Consider the following 18,604-nt stretch of genomic DNA (forward strand, 5'->3'; position numbering starts at 1 on the left):
TCATTATGAAAAATGTATATAAATCAATAAAAAATGGCTTCATCCTGATAGCATTGATACTATCTACGAGTTGTAGCGATAGTTTTTTTGATGTAAACGAAAATCCAAATGATCCGCCAGTGTCAACACCTGGTCTTACACTACCCGTTGCACAGAATACATTTGCTTCCCTAAATGGCACAACCATGACCTACTTAGGCAATATGGTAATGTATAACTGGGCAACACCTTCCAACTGGTCTGCCAATGGGCAGTTGTTTAGATATCAGTTCACGAACTCCTTCAACAATTCTGTATTTACCACACCTTATGGTTCAATTTTCAAAGACCTTACCTATATCCAAGGGTATGAAGATCCTACAGGTGCAGTCGATTATACAGCTTATAAGGTAATTGCACAGGTCATCAAAGGATTTCAATACCAGTATTTGGTTGATCTATATGGAGATGTTCCTTTTACCGAAGCAAACAAAAGGGCTGAGAATACAACACCAAAATATGATGACTCCGAAACCATATATAAAAGTGTAATAGACTCATTGACCATTTATTCGGAAAAAGCTTTGAACCTCCCAGAAATTGCAGAAAATCCTGAAAGCAGTGATATTATTTTTGGCGGTAATATGGAGCAATGGATACAATTTGCCAATACCATAAAACTTAGAATGCTGATAAGGTTGAGCAATACAGGTCAAGATGCTTACATTAAGCAACAAATCGACCTTATCAATGCAAATGGCATGGGTTATATAACAGAGGATGTTGTCGCCAACCCAAACTATTCCAAAGACACCAACAAACAAAGTCCATTTTGGAACTATGCTGGTTACAATACTTCGGATGCTGAGCAGGATAGACATGACTATACAGTCGCATCAGATTACACAATTGACTATTTGACCACGACCAACGATCCAAGAATAGGATATCTATATTCAGCATCTGAGGATGGAGGAGAATTTAAAGGTGTATGGCAATCTACTGAATTGCCTGGAGAAGGATTTACTTCAGGAGACCTTTCCAAAATTGGTGTAGGTCTATTGAAAAGCTTCGATCAAGACCAGCCCATCATGTTGCTGAGCGAAGCTCTATTCTTGCAGGCTGAAGCCGTTGTAAGAGGTTACCTCCCCGGTGGAGCAGGTGAAGCACAAGATCTTTACGAAAAGGCAATTACGGCTTCATTCGATTATTTGGGCGTAGCGGAAAGTCCTAGTGACTACTATAACCAAAATATACCTAATGTAAGCTGGAATGCTTCCACCGATAAAATACAAGCAATAATTGTTCAAAAATGGATTGCTTTAAATGGAACGTCCTCCATTGAATCTTGGATGGAATGGGTTCGTACCGGGTTTCCCAATAATCTCCCAACACCTGATGATTCCGACGGGGTTCGCCCAGTAAGGTTGCTTTATCCCACATCAGAGTATTCCACTAACGGAGATAATGTCCCTCCAAGTTCAATTAACGATGCTTTTACTAAATATCCTTTTTGGAAACAATAAAACTGAGCCATGAAAAAAAGTATTAATACCTTAATTTATTCTGCTGCATCCCTATTGATGTTAAGCTTAGTTGCGTGTGACGCCCTATTAGATCAGGAAGAAACCGATTTTGGAAAAGGTCCCATTGTTGTTCAATTTCAACAAAAATCAATAACAAATAACTTTTTACAAGATGGTAGTGGAACAGTTTATGATTTTGAAATTCCTATTGAATATCAAGGCGCAGATGGTAATCCTTTAGGAGAAGATGTTACGGTAACCATTGGCATAAACAGTGAGTCCACGGCAAATGAGGATGTTGAATTTAGTTTGAGCCAAACTGAGTTTGTAATTCCAGCTGGGCAAAAATCCGCCAATGTGGTAATCCAAGTGAATTCTGAAAGCTTGAACGCATTAAATCCAAAAACCGTTGTTCTGGAAATTTTAGACTCATCACAAACAGTATCTGACAAGAATACAACTGCCATAACCTTACAGGCCATTTGCCCATCCAATTTGGAAGGTAATTATATATATATCAATGGGAACGAAAGTGCGGTGACAATCACAAGTACTGGTACGGGAACTTATGAAGTTAGTAGGGACAATGCTTTTACAAATCCATACCCCCTGTATATTTCCGATGTCTGCAATACCTTAACCATACCCGGAAGTTACATTATGGACAATTTTGGAATTGCTACCTCAGGTGCAGGAAGTGTTGATCCAGATACAGGGACTATTACCCTATACTATACGGTAGATGGTTATTTTGCCGATCGGGAAATGATATTGATAAAACAATAAACTTATTCACTATTTAACAATTAAAAGGGAGGTCTCAAATTGAATTTGGCCTCCCTTATTATTGAACTCAAATCCATCTTGCATACATCCAAACGAGGTGTTCATCAATTGCTATCCAAAGTTCCGAGGTATTGCCCCTAAGTTTGGTGTTAGTCACCAATTTAAGTGTCATATGTTTCAAGTTCTTCCAAAATTTTCCCGTGTTCTGGTCATAGGATGCTCCTTCATCAGTTCCTTCAACTGCCTTTCGCAAGTCAAGGGGCAAGCTTGCAAGAGGTTGAACAGATTCATCAGTGAAAGTTGCAAAACCACCTATGAAGAAATTGATTCCGTACGCATTTCCGAAGTACTCAAATACAAAGTGTACTACATCTCCCAGGAAACCACAAACCTATATGGTCAAAAGAAAAAAAGCTCCAATATGTTCATTGTGATCGATGATGGGGAACAAGTGCAAAACTTTGAACAAATCGGCACAAATACAGCTTTACCAAAACTACAAAGCTACATTCGAGGCGACTTTATACTCAACTCCCAGACCGCTCCCCTTTTTCAAACCATATTGGACTTTATTTATCCCATTGCTGCATGGAAGCCCGACAAGAGAGAGTACTTTTTTAAAAATGGCAAGTGGTACTTTCTCCGTGATGCCTATTTTAGGAGTAAGCAAGGTTTTGAAATTTCCGTGGATACGGATGGAAAAATAACCTCCATCTCCTATAAAATGAAGTGGGACGAATATGAACAGTCTTAACTTGAAGTCCTCTTCCCAATCTATTTAGGGGATTTCCGAAAACAAAAAACCTCCCATTTTGGGAGGTTTTTATATGTTATTCCAATCTTGATCCTAATAAAAGGTAGCCCGATTGTCTTCAATCTCGGCTTTATCCTTCAAGGCATTGTATACGGCACCATTTACCCTAGCGGCTGCACTACTTCTCAAACTATTGGCATAAGTACTGAAGTTGTCCACATCGGGGGCAGCTTCTTTTTTGGTTACTTTGACCATAAAGACCCCTGTTTCCCCTTTGATCAAATTAGAGGTCTGGTCCTTCTCCAATGCAAAGGCAGTTCCTACCACTAAAGGCTCACGACCCGAACCAGGCAACGTTGGGGATTTCACGGTTACCGCAGATGCAGTGCTCAAACTCACATTGTTGTCGGAGGCAATGGCATCCATAGCCTTTCCTTTGTTGGCCGCTATAATCTGTTCTGCCTTAAGTTCTTTTCTAATTTCTGGCAATGCAATGGCGGAAGCATCTTCCGGGGACATCAGCCCTTTTTTGTACTTTTTCGTCAACTGTACCACAGCATATCCATTGGTCACATTAAAGCGTCTGATATCGCCTACGCTAGTCTCTTCGTTGAAAGCCCATTGTACAACACTTCTTTGTGCGCCAAGACCCGGAAGGTTTTCATCCATTTCGCCAATTTTGTTCACTGGCCTAACTGCATAAGAGCTCTCCCTGGCAATGTCCCCAAAATTTTCAGGCTCGGAATCCAAACTGGCCATTTCAAACTTGGTAGCATTGGTGAAGATGGTATTGATGGTCGCTTCGGAAGGTTGTATCTCCCTCGCCAAAGTGGCAACCTGTATTACATCTTGCTTATCGTCAATCTTAATGATATGGTATCCGAACTGGGTCTCTACCAAACCAATGGTCCCCACAGGATTGTTAAAACAGAAATCATTGAAGGCATCCGCCATCACACCTTCTTGGAAGTATCCCAAATCCCCTCCGCGCGGAGCAGAAGGTCCGTCTGAGTTATCCCTTGCCAAAGCAGTGAACACAGCATCTTCCTTCTTGGCATCTGCCAAAAGCTCCTTGGCCTTAGCTTCAGCTTCTTCCTTGGTCCTCGTTACAGTGGGGCTAACACGTTCAGCACCTGCCCAAGAAATAAGGATATGGCTTGCCTTGACCGAACCGTTGGTTTTCTTGTCCATAACCTTGGAAATCTTGTATAGATCCCCATCTTTATAAGGCCCATAAATTTGTCCAACTGCCATGGCCATCAAAGTATCGGCAGCTACGGAAGGCAAATCTTTTTTGGCCTTATAGATGGTATCGAACTTGGTATCGGAATGCCTATCCAAGAAGACCACCATATCTTTGGTGTTCCTGAATCCTGGAATGGTATCATAAGTGTCGGTACTTTCGGAGTATTCCACAGTATCATCCATCAAAGCTGAAATTTCAGCTTTTACATTGTTCTCATCCTCTGTGGAAGGTTTCTCCTCAAAATATACAAAACGGATGTCACGCGCCTTGTTCTGCTCAAATAAATCTTTATGATCATTGATGTAGGCCTGGATCTGCGTTTTGGAAACTTCGATGGTACTATCAGGGATAGAAGTATAGGGAATACGAACATATTGCATATCCACTTTATCATTGGCCAATTTGTAATCGAATTTTCCTTCGGCCAAGGTAGCTCCAACGCCTCCTTTGATCAAATTAAAATACAAACGTTCCTTGGCAGCTTCTATAATGGCTTTTTCGTCTTGAAGCCAGGCATCATATCTTAATGGATCATTGGCTCTCCAATCGGCAATGGCACTTTTGAATACCTCTTCGTTGAAGACCCCATTCTCATCTTGAAAATCTGGAATCTGGGCATAACCGGAAGTTTTTACAAACTCTATGATCTGGTCACTTTCCACATCAATGCCCAAATCCTCGAACTGTTGGTTCAAAATGGTCTTTCTCACTTCTTGGTCGTACACCATGTTCACCAACTGCATGGAAGTGAAACTTGGAGGATAGCTCCTGGAAGCTGTTTCTACCTTGGCCCTGAAGTCTTCAATGGAAACATCCTCCCCATTGATCTCTGCCACAGAAGAGCCTACTTTTCCACCCCCAAAGCCATTACTTTTGAACACCCCGGATATTACAAATGCGAACAAGGCCAAACCTATGATCAGGATCAAAACCGTTGTCCGTTTTCTAATACTCTCTAATATTGCCATTTTACTGCTTGTTTCTTTAAATTCAGTGGGCGAAAATACCACTTTCTTTTCAAATAGGAAAGCTTAAAAAGCTGCGGAAATTGTTAATCCTCAGTATTGATACGCACGCTCACCAAATCGATTTTGGTATTGGACACCTCAAGGATTTTAAAGGTAAAGCGATCTACGACCACCTCGGAGTCCTGCTCGGGTATTTCGCCCGTTCTATTTACGATCAAACCACCCAAAGTTTCGTATTCCTCGCCTTCCGGAAGTTCCAGTTTATAGTTCTCGTTGATGTAGTCCACCTCCAAACGCGCAGAGAACCTAAATTCATTCTCACTTATCTGCTCTTCCAGCAAATCCGTGGTATCGTGTTCGTCCTCTATTTCACCAAAAAGTTCCTCAATGATATCCTCTACGGTCAAAATACCTGCCGTACCCCCATATTCGTCCAATACCACGGCCATACTTTTGCGTTTCTTGGTGAGCACGTTCAGGATGTCCTGTATCAACATGGTCTCCGGCACAAATTCCACTGGCAACAAAATACTTTTGATGGTCTTTGGCTTTTTAAAAAGTTCGTAGGAATGTACATAGCCAATGATCTCATCAATATTTTCCTTGAATACCAAAATCTTGGAGTAACCCGTTTCAGTAAACAACTTGGTAAGGTTTTTTGGGGTCTCATTGAGTTCCACGGCGGTAATTTCTGTCCGGGGCACCATCACTTCCCTGGCCTTGACCGTGGAAAACTGAAGGGCGTTCTGAAAAATCTGTATTTCGGAGTCTACTTCATCTTCCTCCTCTACGGTTTCCATTTGCTCGTTGATGTAATCCCCAAGCTCCAATTTGGTGAAGGAAAGCTGCACCTCATCGCCTTTGGTCTTGAAGAATACCCTAAGGATAAAATCGGAAACCTTGATTACGAACCATGAGATGAACGAGAACAATACATAAAAGATATAGGCCGGTATGGCAAACAATTTCAGCAGTGTATTGGCATAGATCTGGAAAAGCACCTTGGGCAAAAATTCTGCTGTCAACAGAATGATAAGGGTTGATATGATCGTTTGGGTCAACAGACTGAAATCGGTCAACAATGAATTTAAAAAGTCATAGTTGGTGGGCAACATGCCTTGAAACCAATCCATCAGCACCTCTCCCATGAACAAGCCATAGATGACCAAGGCAATGTTATTGCCTATGAGCATGGTAGCGATGAACTTGGAAGGTTTTTCGGTAAGCAAGCCTAACACCTTGGCCAAAAACCCCTCTTGTTTTTTTTCAATCTCGATATGGATCCTGTTGGCAGAAATAAAAGCAATTTCCATTCCCGAGAAAAAGGCCGAGAACAACAGGCAAAGAAGTATGATGATAATCGAGGAGTCCAAAATGGTTATTGATTTTCCTTCTGTCGCTGTTCAAAACGCTTCCGATACCTTCTTCTAAACACGAACATGGCTATGGACACCGCCGCAAAAAAAATAAAAATGTAGGTGTCCTTGGGGTTAATGCTCCAAAGAGTGGCAATCTTATAAATGGAAATGGCAGCTACGGCCAAGTAAAGGTATTCTGTGTATCTTAAAATCTTGATCATTGTTGTTCTCCCTCTTCTTCTTTTATGGTCATAAGACCAAAGGTCTTGTTTGCTTTAAAAAAGCTGAAATCTTTGTTGAAATCCATACCTTCACCATCCATGACGGTCCCATCATCTGGATTGGTATAGGTAAAGGCTGCTTCTGTAAAGATCCAGTTGTTCTTCCTATCAAAATACAATTGGTCTGTCTCCAATTTTTTACCATCATAGCTTTCGATGACCACGTTTCCACGTAAATCTATCAAATTGGTCTGCGAATATACAATCCCATAATCTGCCGAAATAACACTTTTTTGGTTCTTTTCATCAAAGAAATCAACCTTAAGTCCTTTAGGAAAGGTACGGAATTTAAAGCTTTGATTGTCGAAATCCTCGGAGATGGGACTTGTAAGCACGGCGATGACCCTAGAGTTTGCAGAATCCTGGGAACTCATGGCCTCAACAGTTTCCGTATAGGTAAGCGTAAAGTTTTGTGCCACACCCTGTGGGAAAATGGGTTTAACGGCTTCTTCACCTACCCGTTTATACTGATCCTCACAGGACATAAAAAGGATTGCCACGGTAAAGACCGTGGCAAAACACTTTAAAATATTTTGTGATGTTCGTTTCACTCTTATAGACTAGGTACCTTAACGCTACCGCCTACCCAACAGCTAAAGGTAATCGTCTTTCCTGCCATACCAGAATTGAAAATCATTTCCTTAGTAGGGGCCTTGGCATCGTAGCTGGCCGCAGTCTGGCTTGCATGGCTGCTCAAAGCTGGGTCAACTCTACCTGCCTTTCTTGCCATTTCAGCGGCCTTCCAGTAGATGGCCCTTTTCTCGAAGGGAGTACTACCACAATCGTTGGCACTACCGGCATACAGGTTGGCAATCAACAAATAGGCCTTACCGTTCGCAGGGTTGGCGTCAATCGCTTTAAGGGCATAGTTCCTTGCTTGGGACGCGCTGCTCCTTCGCACGGTAGTTGCAATTTTGTACAGAATGTTGGATTTTTTATAAGAATCCGTTTCCAGTTCCACTGCTTTGTTGAAGTCTGCGATCGCTCCTTTGTGATCCCCGGATTTTTGTTTCAACACCCCTCCATACATATAGGCATCAGCAGAAGGATCAAGCGCCAACTGGGCTTCGAACAATTTCCTGAACATGGGATCGTCAGTACAATCCTTGGAGAACATTCTTCCAACGGCACTTTTCACCCATTTAACATCTCCCTTTTTTGCCTCATAATTCTTTTCATAAAGAGGAATCAAGTTGTCACAATCAGCAAGGGCCCCCAATTTGGAATCGACACTACTGGCTACCTTACCAAAAGATTCGGAGTTAACCGTGGCCGCTCTAAGAACACTGCTTTCTTTCTTGGTCAATGTGCCCAAGGAATCCTTGGGAAGCAATTTGGTCACCACATCGGTCAACTTTTGGTTTTCCTCATCCAATTTTGCTGTTACATCATCATAGGTATCAAATACATCCTGAAGGTCCTTTTTACCAGCACCGTGTAAATCCACCAAACTGGAGAAATATAAGTACAATGCCTTTGGATTCGTGAAGTTTTCCCTATCCTCTTTGAAAGCTTTATCCAACATGCTGAACAATTGCTCATCGGAAGCCATTTTATTGTCATACAACAACAGGGCCTTGTCAATAGCTACATCGGCTGCAGAATAGTTTTTAGGGAAATACTTTATACTATTGTCGTAGAGGGAAAGCAATTCTTGGATATACCCATCCTTTTCCGCTCCTGAGGACTTTTCAATTTTATGCTCCAAAATCCTTTCCCCATAGGAAAAGTTGGCTTTGTTAATATCGGGGCAGCTTTCGTAAACCATTTTCCATGGCTCATAGGCTGCATCGTAGTTTTTTACCTTGGCATGTTCCGCGTAAATGGAAAGATTGGTCATGCACTCGGGGTTTTGTGCCTGGGCCATACTTAATCCCGTCAACATAACGACCGTTATCATTGTTAAGTAGTGTCTCTTTTTCATCTTACTAATTTTAAAGTGGTTAAAGTACAAATTTTCATTAAAAAATCCTCCTAAAGGATCCCTAATGGGTGGTTATTTATCAATTTTTAAAAAAATGGCCCCGTCAATTTATTTTTCTTTTCTGAAACCATATGTCATTTAAGGATAACCCTATGTTGATCTTCAAATAACTTTCCTCTATGAGGTTGGCATCTGTGGTTCCCCTTCTTCCCAACTCAAAACCTAGATTCAGGTTGGAGAAAGAACCTCCCAACGGCATACCAAGACCAAAAGTTATGCCAAAATTGTTTATCTCTTTTCCATTGACCTCCAAACCGCTTACATCATAACGCAATCCGGCACGGTAGGTGACCCTTTTAAAATAGCCGGACAGGGCACGATAATCCGGAACCCAATATCCCCCAAAGGCATACGTACTGGCATCATTATAGGTTACATTTTGCAGTCCCAAAAAGCTATTGTCGAAGTCGCTGTATTGTTGAAAACTGTACTCGGCCCCCATGAACCACTTTTTATCCTCCCCAAAACCAAGTCCTAAAGTTGTACGGGTAGGAATCTTCAGTTCGGTGTTCCTTAAATTGGTAGCATCGAGATCTACGTCGACCACCTCTACATTATTCCCATTGGTCAGGGAGAAGGACCCCAAGGTCTGGGTGTTCTTTGATATCAAATTCCCCTGTGTGTTGACCAAAACGGATGCGAACAGGGTGTATTTATCCTTAATCTTGGGCGTATAGTTCAGGGCATAGTTGAAATCATACCCATTGATTTTTGACTCGCGGTTGTCCAAGGTTCCAAATTGGACCCCTTCCACACTCTGGACCCTTTGGTACTGAAGAGAACCAAAATTAAAATTTGCCGTTACCCCCAAGCTCAAGTTCTTGATAGGTTCAAAACCAATGGAAGCAAATATGCGGTTCAAGCCACCATCTCCTGTATAGATGTTGGTAACCTCGGCGCCCTCCCCGTTGGTCCTTATATCGTTAAGACTATACCCTACGGATGTAAACGGCATCACACCAAAACCCATACCCATTTTGTTCGATAGCGGAAACCCTATCGCCAAATAATCCAAGGTAGTCACCGAGGTGTTCTGCTGTTCGTTCCAATCCTTCAATCTATATTCCCTGCGGGAAATTCCGGCAGTATAGGCCGTTAACCTTAATTTTGAATAGGCTGCTGGGTTGGTCAAGTTGATATGGATACTATCGCCATATACGGAAATCCCCCCCATCATTTGATTGTCCACAGTCCCTTGGTCCCTATGATCCCCAATACCAAAATAGGAGTATGGTGAAATGGTCCCGTTTTGCGCGAACAGGCCATGGGCCATCACACAAAAAAAAGCAATCAGAATTTTTTTAACCATTTAGTCTTTGTTGTATTCCAGCAGGCCATTAAGCCCCTCCAAGAGAAATTTGGAGTTCGCAAATATGGTGTTTTTTAGCCTTTTGGCAAAAAAATGGGAGTCGCCGCCTGTTAAAATAACTGTTAAATGTTGAAAGCGTGAACGATACTGGTCAATGACCCCATCCACTTCGCAGGTTACCCCATTGATTACGCCACTATGCATACAGGCATGGGTAGAGTTTCCGATAAAGTCCAAGATCGCCTCGGGTTCCAGCATCGGAAGTCCCGCGGTTTGATTGTGCATGGCCTTATAACGCATACGAACCCCTGGGGATATGGCCCCACCCACATACTCGCCAATATTGTTCACCAAATCGTACGTAATACAGGTACCGGCATCGATGACCAAGGTATTGCCCTTTGGATTTTGGTAAAACGCCGCAGTGGCCAATGCCAAGCGATCCACACCTAAAGTCTGTGGTGTGGCATAACTATTCTTATACGGCACTTTAGAGGCACTGGAAAGTACATGAACCTTGCAGAACAGGGCCACAATATCACGTTCCTTATGGTCCAATTTCCCCACGGAAGAAATAATAGCATGGCCGATCTTGGGGTATCGTTCAAAGAGTTCCTTGACCTTGGACAGGAACAGTCCCGACTCGGAAGCTTGGTCGTAAATGATCTTGCCGTTTTCAAAAACCGCATATTTTACCAAGGTATTGCCGATGTCGATGACAAGGTTCATGATACAAAGATCGAGAATTGGAAAAAATTCGATGCCTTTTTTCTTGTTTTTGTTTGTATATCCTAATTTTGAAATTATATTTGCACCCGCTTTAGGGCATGGTACCTTAGCTCAGTTGGTAGAGCAACGGACTGAAAATCCGTGTGTCCCTGGTTCGATTCCTGGAGGTACCACCACAAACCCTCGCATCCATAAGGATTGCGGGGGTTTTGTTTTTTTTAGTTTAGCCTACAAGATATGTAGCCAAACAAAGCAAGCTTTATTAATTGAAAGAAAAAAAGATAAGATGCGCTACGATATCGCCATCAAAGAAGTCTGCAAGTCCGAATACACTTCTGAGGCTGTCTCCTCTTGAATCGTGTTGACCTGAACAAAATTACGTTCCACCATGGAGTACAGTGGCTCTGGGGTATCGTCATGCACGGAGACCATCCCATTGCGGGAATCAATTTCTAGAACAATCAGGGAAAGATAATCCATCAGGTGTTCGGCTTCGTTGATCAAGATTCGTACTACCTGCAATTGTACGGCATACTCCAAATTGATGCGCTGCACATGACCAAGTCCATTGGGTTCCGATAGATGTTTCCAGAGGATTTCCAAGTCTAAATTTTTTACAAAAATAAGACAAACTGTAAATAAATTTACAATTACAAAACATTAAATTAACATTGTAAATCCCCCCTTCGTCTAAAACCTGCCCCTACAGGATTTTGGGAGCTATTTTTCGGAGGTTCCCAGCTTTCGTTTGCTGTTCATAAAGTCGCTTGGGCTCACCCCGAATTTTTCCTTGAAAATCTTGGAAAAATAGCTTCTGCTAGTAAAACCAATGGAGTAGACCACTTCAGAAATGTTCATCTCGGAATTGGCAATCAGGTCCCTAGCTACCTCAAGTCTGGCATTTCGGATGTATTCCGTTACCGTTTTATTGTACAACAACTTAAATCCTTCCTGTAATTTGGCCTGGGTAAGTCCGGTTTCGGCAGAAATCTCTTCCAAGGAAAAATCCTTTGATATGTTCTTTTCTATTTTCTTGGCATAATCCCTGATCTGCTTCAATTCCCGTTTCAACAGGGATGTGGATAAGTGCTTGTTCTTCACTTCCTTATTGTGTTGCATCATGTGCATGGACAAGATCTGATAGACCAAACCTTCCATCTGCATAATGCGGATCATGCCCTTGCCCTTTACATTCTTTAGAGCGGTCATCACATCGGCCATTTTTAGGTTGTAGGATCCAAAATAGGCGAACACCTTTTCGTGGTCCGTGTCCAAAAACACCTCGTACAATTGCTTGTTGAGCGAATCACCTTGATTTAACCTCCGCTTTAAAAAGGGCTTTCTGCGGACTTGGATCACACTCAGGGAAATTTTGATGTCTTTCGGAAAATAACGGTCGCTCACACCTCCACTCCTATTGGTCAGGATAACGGACTGAAATTGTTCAATGAACTTGATCTCATCCGTAGACTCGTGGCCAAATTTATGTCCACTATAACCTTCCAAACAATAGTAAAAATTGATGGGATTGAATTTTGAGGTATCCACCATGATCATCACCTCATCAAAAAAGGTCAAGTCATACTCCACCAAGCTCACGCCCCATTCAAATTCAATGTAGCTCATATGGCCGCGGGCCTTGTCACTGTCAACGTTAAGGGTATACTGCCCCCAACGTTCCGTAATGGTACCACCTATAACTTTTCGCACCTGCTCCACCGAATCGGCAGTTTTCTGGGCCTCTATATAAATTTTTATCATAGGTGTTCCGGCTGATCAAGGTTAATACATATTCCGCCAACTTATAAAGATAGACTTTGTTTCAACCTGCACAATCGCTACGTCCATTTATTTTGATTTTTCAAATTTTTGGGCAAAAGCATCATCATTAAATCCTTTTGAGTCAACCCTTTTTCAGCAAATCAATTTAATTGTACCAAAAATTGAGAAGAGCTATGATCTACAAACTTTCCAATGCAGCTGAAAAGAATGAAATTGAAAAAGCGTTTGGCATTCCTTTCAAATATCCAAACCTGTACACCCAAAACCCCTTGATCCATGGTTTTCACGAAACCAACCTCTCCGTAGTCACCATGGACAATCAAAGTGAGATTACGTTTGCCATTTGGGGGCTCATGCCACAAAATTTTAAGGAAGATTGGTACATTTTTCAAAATAACGCCAATACCCTTAATGTGCAATTGCACGAACTGGAACAAGTGGAATGGATGAAGGAATCGTTCAGCCAAAGAAGATGCTTGATCGTGGTCACCGGTTTTTACACCCACATGATCAAGAACGGTAATACCTGTAGTTATTATTTGTGTAAACCTTTAGAAGAGCCCTTTTTTTTGGCCGGTGTATACAATAAGTTGGAAGATGGGTTCCTATGTTCCGCGTTGATTACGAGCAAGACCAATTCCTTTGTATCCAGCTATCATAACATCAGCAATCTTGCACCTATCATCGTTCCAGAAGATTCGACATCATTCTGGCTATCCAATGCTTCTAAAATGGAAGACCTGAAGGATTTCATACAAAATCCTCCCGAGGTAAAGCTCAAGGCCAACCTCATGTCCAACGAATTCTTTCTGAACAATATTACCTATAACCTATAAAAGCAATAGACTGGTCAAATGATATAGCTAATGAGTCAAGATAAAAACCGATAGCGACAAGACCTCTCCTTCATGATTCCGAAATTTGTAATGTACTGATTAAGAGTTAGTCGGACAACAATCCTAAAACCTGAAAATATGTTACGTTGGACAGTCACCTTTATAATCTTGGCCATAGTGGCCGGAATTTTCGGTTTTGGTGGAATTGCCGCCGGTGCGGCCAGTATTGCCAAAATCCTATTCTTCATCTTTATTGTATTGTTTATCATTTCGCTGATAACCGGTAGAAAAAAGATTTAGAATCAAGCATAAACACTAAGAATCATTAACTTAAAAACAGAGAACCATGAGAAAATCGATAAGTCTGCTAGTATTGTTCATGGCCATGGCATTTACCATGAGTATGAACAGTTGCAGGGAAACAAAAGAAGACAAGGCTGAAGAAGCCATAGAAGATGTTAAAGACGGTGTAGAGGAAGCTGGTGATGAAATTGAGGATGCCGCCGACGATGTCGGGGACAAAATCGAGGAAGTTGTTGAAAAAGATTCCATCTAAGCAACTGTTCTTTAGAAAACCCAACTCTGGCAAAACATTGCCAGAGTTTTTTGTTTAAGACGAAAATATTTGACTCCATGGAGATTGCCTTTTAAATTTTCCGTATTAGCTTAGTTAAACACCTATTCCCGTACCGTGAAGACCGTATTCACCATAGTATATCTTGTACTTTCCATTTGGGCCATCGGTGCCATCATCTATCATGGTAGGCGCCCTTCCCGATCTATCAGTTGGGTATTGTCCATAATTGCACTCCCCATCATCGGGGTGGTCCTGTACTATCTTTTTGGGATGAACCGGAGAAAGTTCAAATTCTTCAACAGCAAAGATTTTGAGAGAAGGAGACATTATAGGTTTCCAGGAGACTCCTCCTTGGAAAAGCACCAAGTCAATTTTGATGCCGATATCCGCAAAAAAAGATTGAGTACCCTAATCCAATCCAGTGCCAATACCAAGGCCACATGTGGCAACCAGATCAAGGTGCTACAGGACGGGGGCGAAACTTTCAATGCGCTTTTCAAAGCCATGGAAGAAGCCGAGCATTTCATTCATCTACAATATTATATTTTGGAGCAAGGGGGGCTTTTGGACAAGATGCTGGAACTCTTCCAAAGAAAAATCAAGGAAGGGGTCCAAGTTAGGATCTTGTATGATTCGTTGGGAAGCTATCACCTTCGGGGAAGACCTAAAAAGCACTTTCAGGATATCGGGGTGGAGATCCACCCTATAATGCCCATTAGGCTGAACAACCTATTGTTCTCCCTCAACTTTCGGAACCACAGAAAAATTGTGGTCATAGACAACAAAGTGGCATTCACGGGAGGTGTAAACGTTTCTGACAAATACATTAGACATGGGGGTGAACTCGGCAAGTGGAAAGACACACATTTAAAATTGGAAGGGCCCATTGTAAACGACATCCATCTCGTTTTTTTGAAGGATTATTACTTTGCCAGCAAGAATGGGGATTTTCGGATCCAGGACTATCTTTTTGAGCAGGATGAAGTCGGAACTGCCTGTGCACAAGTAGTGGTCGGTGGCCCTGATTCCGACCATCCAGCCATCATGCAACAATACATCAGCATGATGAACCAAGCCCAACGATCCATTTTGATCGCCAACCCTTATTTTTTACCGGGAGAAGCCTTTTTACAGACCTTAAAGATCGTAGCCATGGAAGGGGTGGACATTACCTTGCTCATTCCTAAAAAATCCGATTCCATAGCGGCCATGTTCGCCATGTTCTCGCAGTTTGAGGAATTGCTCAACGTTGGGGTCAACATTTATTTGAGGGAGGATTTTTCACACAGTAAGATCTTGGTCGTGGATGATGACCTGGTCTCCATTGGCTCGGGAAATTTTGACATCAGAAGCTTTGAGCTGAACTACGAGGCAAATATCTTAATCTATGATCAGGAAATAACCGCCGAACTCAAGGAAGAGTTTTTTGCCGTATGCAAAAAGGCCGACATCATGACCTTGGAACGCTTTCGCAACAGACCCTTCTGGCGAAAGTTTCTTGAGGGGCTCTTCAAATTCCTAAAACCCCTGCTTTAACAATTCTTTAATCGGTATTGCATCAATCTTTGATTGAAATGAGACAAGTACGGCAGGTGTCCCATCCTAGTTTTGTGTCAAAATAAACACATCATGAAAAATATCTTAATTATTCTTTTTTTAATGGGAGCCACTACTTTGAGTGCCCAAAGCATTTCCAAGAACGCCTTGGGTATCCGGGTTGGCGATAACGATGGATTTGGTGGGGAAATCTCCTATCAACGTTACCTGAAAGAGAACAACAGATTGGAATTTGACCTCGGTTGGAGGGATTCCCATAACGTAGATGCCTTTAAATTGGTCGGTCTGTACCAATGGGTCATGCCCATTGATGGCGGGTTCCACTGGTATGTGGGTGCCGGTGGGGGTGTTGGTTCCTTTGATGCCGGCGACAATGATGGTGCCTTTGCCCTTGTGGCAGGTGACCTAGGTATCGAATACGATTTTGACATACCACTACTTATCTCTTTGGATATGAGACCGGAGCTCGGTTTTAACGATAATTACTCCGATGACCTGGATCTTGATATTGCCTTGGGACTGAGATATCAGTTTTAAGATAAACACTATAACCATTAAGGGGGCAGCCGTTGGTTTCCCCCTTTTTTTACCCCATTGGTTTTGAGAAAAAGATTAAAACAATTATTTCTATTCATTCTATGCCTAGTGTTGATTTTGCAGATGTTTCCCCATACCAATAAAAAAATCCCGAAGAGCATCCAAAAAGAGGTGAAAATTGCCTTGATGCACTACCCCGAACTGCGGGACATTCCCATAACTTTCAAGTTCAAAAGGAACATTAAAAAATCGGTGATGCAGGCACAGCCCGCCTTTGGTGCCCTATTCAAATCTAAAGACGAAAGGAACTATACCATCTTGATCAGTGAAAGGTTCAAGATTACCGGGGAGGAATTCAAAACTGTGGATGTCCCTTCGGATGTTCTGGTCGGATGGTTGGGCCACGAACTGGGTCACATTATGGATTACCAAAATAGGAGCGGGTTCAACCTTATCGGATTTGGGTTCCGATACGTTTTTTTGAAGGAATATGTAAAAAAGGCAGAACGTGCCGCAGATTCTTTTGCGGTTTCCCATGGCATGTCTCAATACATTTTGAAGACGAAACGGTTCATCTTGGACAATTCCGCCATTCATCCCACCTATAAAGACAGGATCAAGCAATATTACCTATCCCCTGATGAAATCATGGAAATGGTGAAGCAACAGGATTCGGCCGATAACGGCTAAGATTATAATTCTTGGGAAACAAACGCTTCCCACTCCCGGAATTTTTCCTCACCCATAACACGTTCCATCTTTACCTGCCCACCTTTTTTCTTATTGGCGCCACTCCATTCAGCAAATACGTTTTGGGGAACAAAAGCCACTTTTACACCTTCCAGTGCCTTGGAGCGGGCCACTTTGTAATTTTTGTTGGCCTGTTTTAAATACGTGTCGAGAATCTCTGCGGTTTTGGAGCTGTTCAAGGATTGGTCCGACCCCAAATACCAGGAGTGGTAAAATCCATCATCAAACCGTTTGGCACAAAGCGTATATTCCGGAATCTTGATGTTGAGTTCCTCTTCCAGATGCTTAACAGCATCGTTCAACTTGTTCACTGACAATTGCGAACCCACAGTGTTCAGGAAAAATTTGGTCCTTCCCGTAATCTTGATTTCGGCCCTATCCACATCCGTAAAGGCAATCGTATCGCCAATGACATACCTCCATGCGCCCGAAACAGTGGAAATGATCAATACATAGTCTTCATCTTCCTCTACTTCTTCCAAAGTCAAGGAAGGAGCATGTGCGACCAACGAACCATCCGGATTGATGTATTCCGGTTTAAAAGGCACAAACTCGAAATAGATACCATTGTCCGTGATCAATTTCATGGCGTTGGTATCCGGCCTACTCTGAAAAGCCATAAAACCTTCCGAGGCCAAATAGGTATCAATGATCTGGATAGGTTTTCCCAACAGGGCATTGAAGCTTTTCTCATAAGGATCAAAGGCCACCCCTCCGGAGGTATACACCTGCAGATTGGGCCAAATTTCATGGATATGGTCCACGTTATGGTATTCGATCACTTTTTTCAGCATAAGCTCCATCCACGAAGGGATACCGCTCAGGGCGCCAATGTCCCAATTTTTGGCCTCCTTGGCAATGGTGAGCACCCGCTCGTCCCAATCGTCGATGCGGGCTATCTCTTCCCCGGGTTTGTAATATTTTTTGAACCAGAAGGGTATGTTGCTGGCACTGATACCGCTTATTTCCCCTTCTTTGCGACCGTTGCGTTCCTTGAGATCCGTTGAACTGCCCAGCATCATGATTTCTTTTTCAAAAAAATCACTTGGCATATCAAAATTGCTCAGGGCATACACTTGCTTAATACCAGCCCTTTTAATAGAAGAAATCATATCCTCGGTGACCGGAATCCTTTTCGATTTTTTCCCAGTGGTCCCGGAGCTGAGTGCGAAAAAATCAGGGTTTCCGGGCCAAGTCACATCGCCCCCCCCCTTCATGATATGGTTCCACCATTCGTTGGATATTTTGTTGTAATCAAAATAGGGAACATTTTCGGCAAATGTTTTTTGGATATTCTCCGATGCCAAGATGGAATCAAAATTATAATGTTCCCCAAATCGTGTATCCTTGGCCTTTTCCAAAAGTTCCTGCAAAACTTTTTGTTGCTCTTCTACTGGGTTGCCCTCACTACTAAGGGTGTCCCTCGCCTCAATGAAGCCTTTTATGATGTTTCCAATAATTGCCATATCGAAAGTTTTTGAAATGTTTACAACAAAACTATCGATTGGTCCTTTGATGGGTTTCCTCAATTCATTTTAAGATTGACTTGAATCGTCAATACAGATAACACCGAGGATTTTAACATTTTATAAAGTATTGAATTTTAAACTCTTAATGTTTTCATAAATATAAAAATCAAATGGTT

At 42.2% G+C, this 18,604-nt stretch carries 19 protein-coding genes and 1 tRNA gene; 10 read left to right on the forward strand and 10 right to left on the reverse strand.

Annotated features, from left to right (window positions below):
• Positions 1-5 precede the first annotated feature (5 nt).
• The 3 genes from D2U88_RS09400 to D2U88_RS09410 all read left to right on the forward strand — a co-directional run bounded on the left by D2U88_RS09400 (position 6) and on the right by D2U88_RS09410 (position 3,045).
• Positions 6-1,505 carry a SusD/RagB family nutrient-binding outer membrane lipoprotein gene (locus D2U88_RS09400; RefSeq protein WP_119640144.1) on the forward strand — a complete coding sequence of 500 codons (1,500 nt, stop codon included), beginning with the start codon at positions 6-8 and terminating at the stop codon, positions 1,503-1,505.
• 9 nt (positions 1,506-1,514) lie between these two features.
• Positions 1,515-2,291, forward strand: coding sequence for a hypothetical protein (locus tag D2U88_RS09405; protein ID WP_119640146.1), 777 nt, complete (start codon positions 1,515-1,517; stop codon positions 2,289-2,291).
• A 172-nt stretch (positions 2,292-2,463) separates the two neighbouring features.
• Positions 2,464-3,045, forward strand: coding sequence for a hypothetical protein (locus D2U88_RS09410; protein WP_119640149.1), 582 nt, complete (start codon positions 2,464-2,466; stop codon positions 3,043-3,045).
• A gap of 93 nt (positions 3,046-3,138) precedes the next feature.
• On the opposite strand, the gene D2U88_RS09415 is transcribed toward D2U88_RS09410, so the two are convergent.
• From D2U88_RS09415 to D2U88_RS09445, 7 genes are all read right to left on the reverse strand, one after another.
• On the reverse strand, positions 3,139-5,259 hold the full coding sequence (locus D2U88_RS09415) for a peptidylprolyl isomerase (RefSeq protein WP_119640152.1): 2,121 nt from the start codon (positions 5,257-5,259) through the stop codon (positions 3,139-3,141).
• An 83-nt stretch (positions 5,260-5,342) separates the two neighbouring features.
• Entirely contained in the window at positions 5,343-6,632 is a 1,290-nt protein-coding gene (locus D2U88_RS09420; protein ID WP_119640154.1) for a hemolysin family protein, read from the reverse strand.
• A 5-nt stretch (positions 6,633-6,637) separates the two neighbouring features.
• On the reverse strand, positions 6,638-6,838 hold the full coding sequence (locus tag D2U88_RS09425) for a hypothetical protein (RefSeq protein WP_119640156.1): 201 nt from the start codon (positions 6,836-6,838) through the stop codon (positions 6,638-6,640).
• Positions 6,835-7,449 carry an LPS export ABC transporter periplasmic protein LptC gene (lptC, locus tag D2U88_RS09430; protein WP_119640158.1) on the reverse strand — a complete coding sequence of 205 codons (615 nt, stop codon included), beginning with the start codon at positions 7,447-7,449 and terminating at the stop codon, positions 6,835-6,837. Before lptC ends, D2U88_RS09425 begins: the two co-directional genes overlap by 4 nt.
• 2 nt (positions 7,450-7,451) lie before the next feature.
• The gene (locus tag D2U88_RS09435; RefSeq protein ID WP_119640161.1) at positions 7,452-8,822 is read right to left on the reverse strand and encodes a hypothetical protein; all 1,371 of its coding nucleotides are present in this window, start codon (positions 8,820-8,822) and stop codon (positions 7,452-7,454) included.
• 103 nt (positions 8,823-8,925) lie between these two features.
• Positions 8,926-10,191 carry a BamG family beta-barrel-assembly machinery protein gene (locus D2U88_RS09440; protein ID WP_119640164.1) on the reverse strand — a complete coding sequence of 422 codons (1,266 nt, stop codon included), beginning with the start codon at positions 10,189-10,191 and terminating at the stop codon, positions 8,926-8,928.
• Positions 10,192-10,920: a type III pantothenate kinase gene (locus tag D2U88_RS09445; RefSeq protein ID WP_119640167.1), complete on the reverse strand. Its 729-nt coding sequence runs from the start codon at positions 10,918-10,920 to the stop codon at positions 10,192-10,194. It abuts the gene before it with no gap.
• Between the two features lie 100 nt (positions 10,921-11,020).
• Here D2U88_RS09445 and D2U88_RS09450 point away from each other — a divergent pair.
• A tRNA-Phe gene (locus D2U88_RS09450) sits at positions 11,021-11,096 on the forward strand.
• Between the two features lie 115 nt (positions 11,097-11,211).
• Here D2U88_RS09450 and D2U88_RS09455 read toward each other — a convergent pair.
• Positions 11,212-11,523, reverse strand: a complete 312-nt coding sequence (locus tag D2U88_RS09455; protein ID WP_119640169.1) for a hypothetical protein — start codon at positions 11,521-11,523, stop codon at positions 11,212-11,214.
• 117 nt (positions 11,524-11,640) lie between these two features.
• On the reverse strand, positions 11,641-12,681 hold the full coding sequence (locus tag D2U88_RS09460; RefSeq protein ID WP_119640171.1) for a helix-turn-helix domain-containing protein: 1,041 nt from the start codon (positions 12,679-12,681) through the stop codon (positions 11,641-11,643).
• Positions 12,682-12,875: 194 nt separating this feature from the next.
• Between D2U88_RS09460 and D2U88_RS09465 the strand changes: the two genes are divergently transcribed.
• The 6 genes from D2U88_RS09465 (at position 12,876) to D2U88_RS09490 (ending at position 16,899) form a co-directional block, all read left to right on the forward strand.
• Complete coding sequence (locus tag D2U88_RS09465; protein WP_119640174.1) at positions 12,876-13,538, forward strand: SOS response-associated peptidase family protein; 663 nt, start codon at positions 12,876-12,878, stop codon at positions 13,536-13,538.
• Between the two features lie 138 nt (positions 13,539-13,676).
• Positions 13,677-13,838, forward strand: a complete 162-nt coding sequence (locus tag D2U88_RS09470; RefSeq protein WP_119640177.1) for a DUF1328 family protein — start codon at positions 13,677-13,679, stop codon at positions 13,836-13,838.
• Between the two features lie 46 nt (positions 13,839-13,884).
• On the forward strand, positions 13,885-14,094 hold the full coding sequence (locus tag D2U88_RS09475) for a YtxH domain-containing protein (protein WP_119640179.1): 210 nt from the start codon (positions 13,885-13,887) through the stop codon (positions 14,092-14,094).
• Between the two features lie 135 nt (positions 14,095-14,229).
• Entirely contained in the window at positions 14,230-15,651 is a 1,422-nt protein-coding gene (gene cls, locus D2U88_RS09480; RefSeq protein WP_119640182.1) for a cardiolipin synthase, read from the forward strand.
• Positions 15,652-15,744: 93 nt separating this feature from the next.
• Positions 15,745-16,209, forward strand: a complete 465-nt coding sequence (locus tag D2U88_RS09485) for a hypothetical protein (RefSeq protein ID WP_119640184.1) — start codon at positions 15,745-15,747, stop codon at positions 16,207-16,209.
• A 108-nt stretch (positions 16,210-16,317) separates the two neighbouring features.
• Positions 16,318-16,899 carry a hypothetical protein gene (locus tag D2U88_RS09490; protein WP_417935282.1) on the forward strand — a complete coding sequence of 194 codons (582 nt, stop codon included), beginning with the start codon at positions 16,318-16,320 and terminating at the stop codon, positions 16,897-16,899.
• Positions 16,900-16,901: 2 nt separating this feature from the next.
• On the opposite strand, the gene D2U88_RS09495 is transcribed toward D2U88_RS09490, so the two are convergent.
• Positions 16,902-18,425 (reverse strand): GH3 family acyl-acid amido synthetase, encoded by a 1,524-nt coding sequence (locus tag D2U88_RS09495; protein WP_119640643.1) that lies wholly within the window; start codon positions 18,423-18,425, stop codon positions 16,902-16,904.
• Between the last annotated feature and the right edge of the window lie 179 nt (positions 18,426-18,604).

The organism is Flagellimonas aequoris (genome assembly GCF_003584165.1).
GTDB classification, from domain to species: domain Bacteria; phylum Bacteroidota; class Bacteroidia; order Flavobacteriales; family Flavobacteriaceae; genus Flagellimonas; species Flagellimonas aequoris.

Bases quoted from the DNA above. Each gene is read 5' to 3' on its own strand.
- D2U88_RS09400 (WP_119640144.1), top strand. From the start codon at position 6: ATGAAAAATGTATATAAATCAATAAAAAATGGCTTCATCCTGATAGCA.
- D2U88_RS09405 (WP_119640146.1), top strand. From the start codon at position 1,515: ATGAAAAAAAGTATTAATACCTTAATTTATTCTGCTGCATCCCTATTG.
- D2U88_RS09410 (WP_119640149.1), top strand. From the start codon at position 2,464: ATGTTTCAAGTTCTTCCAAAATTTTCCCGTGTTCTGGTCATAGGATGC.
- D2U88_RS09415 (WP_119640152.1), bottom strand. From the start codon at position 5,259: ATGGCAATATTAGAGAGTATTAGAAAACGGACAACGGTTTTGATCCTG.
- D2U88_RS09425 (WP_119640156.1), bottom strand. From the start codon at position 6,838: ATGATCAAGATTTTAAGATACACAGAATACCTTTACTTGGCCGTAGCT.
- D2U88_RS09435 (WP_119640161.1), bottom strand. From the start codon at position 8,822: ATGAAAAAGAGACACTACTTAACAATGATAACGGTCGTTATGTTGACG.
- D2U88_RS09440 (WP_119640164.1), bottom strand. From the start codon at position 10,191: ATGGTTAAAAAAATTCTGATTGCTTTTTTTTGTGTGATGGCCCATGGC.
- D2U88_RS09445 (WP_119640167.1), bottom strand. From the start codon at position 10,920: ATGAACCTTGTCATCGACATCGGCAATACCTTGGTAAAATATGCGGTT.
- D2U88_RS09460 (WP_119640171.1), bottom strand. From the start codon at position 12,681: ATGATAAAAATTTATATAGAGGCCCAGAAAACTGCCGATTCGGTGGAG.
- D2U88_RS09465 (WP_119640174.1), top strand. From the start codon at position 12,876: ATGATCTACAAACTTTCCAATGCAGCTGAAAAGAATGAAATTGAAAAA.
- D2U88_RS09470 (WP_119640177.1), top strand. From the start codon at position 13,677: ATGTTACGTTGGACAGTCACCTTTATAATCTTGGCCATAGTGGCCGGA.
- D2U88_RS09475 (WP_119640179.1), top strand. From the start codon at position 13,885: ATGAGAAAATCGATAAGTCTGCTAGTATTGTTCATGGCCATGGCATTT.
- D2U88_RS09485 (WP_119640184.1), top strand. From the start codon at position 15,745: ATGAAAAATATCTTAATTATTCTTTTTTTAATGGGAGCCACTACTTTG.
- D2U88_RS09495 (WP_119640643.1), bottom strand. From the start codon at position 18,425: ATGGCAATTATTGGAAACATCATAAAAGGCTTCATTGAGGCGAGGGAC.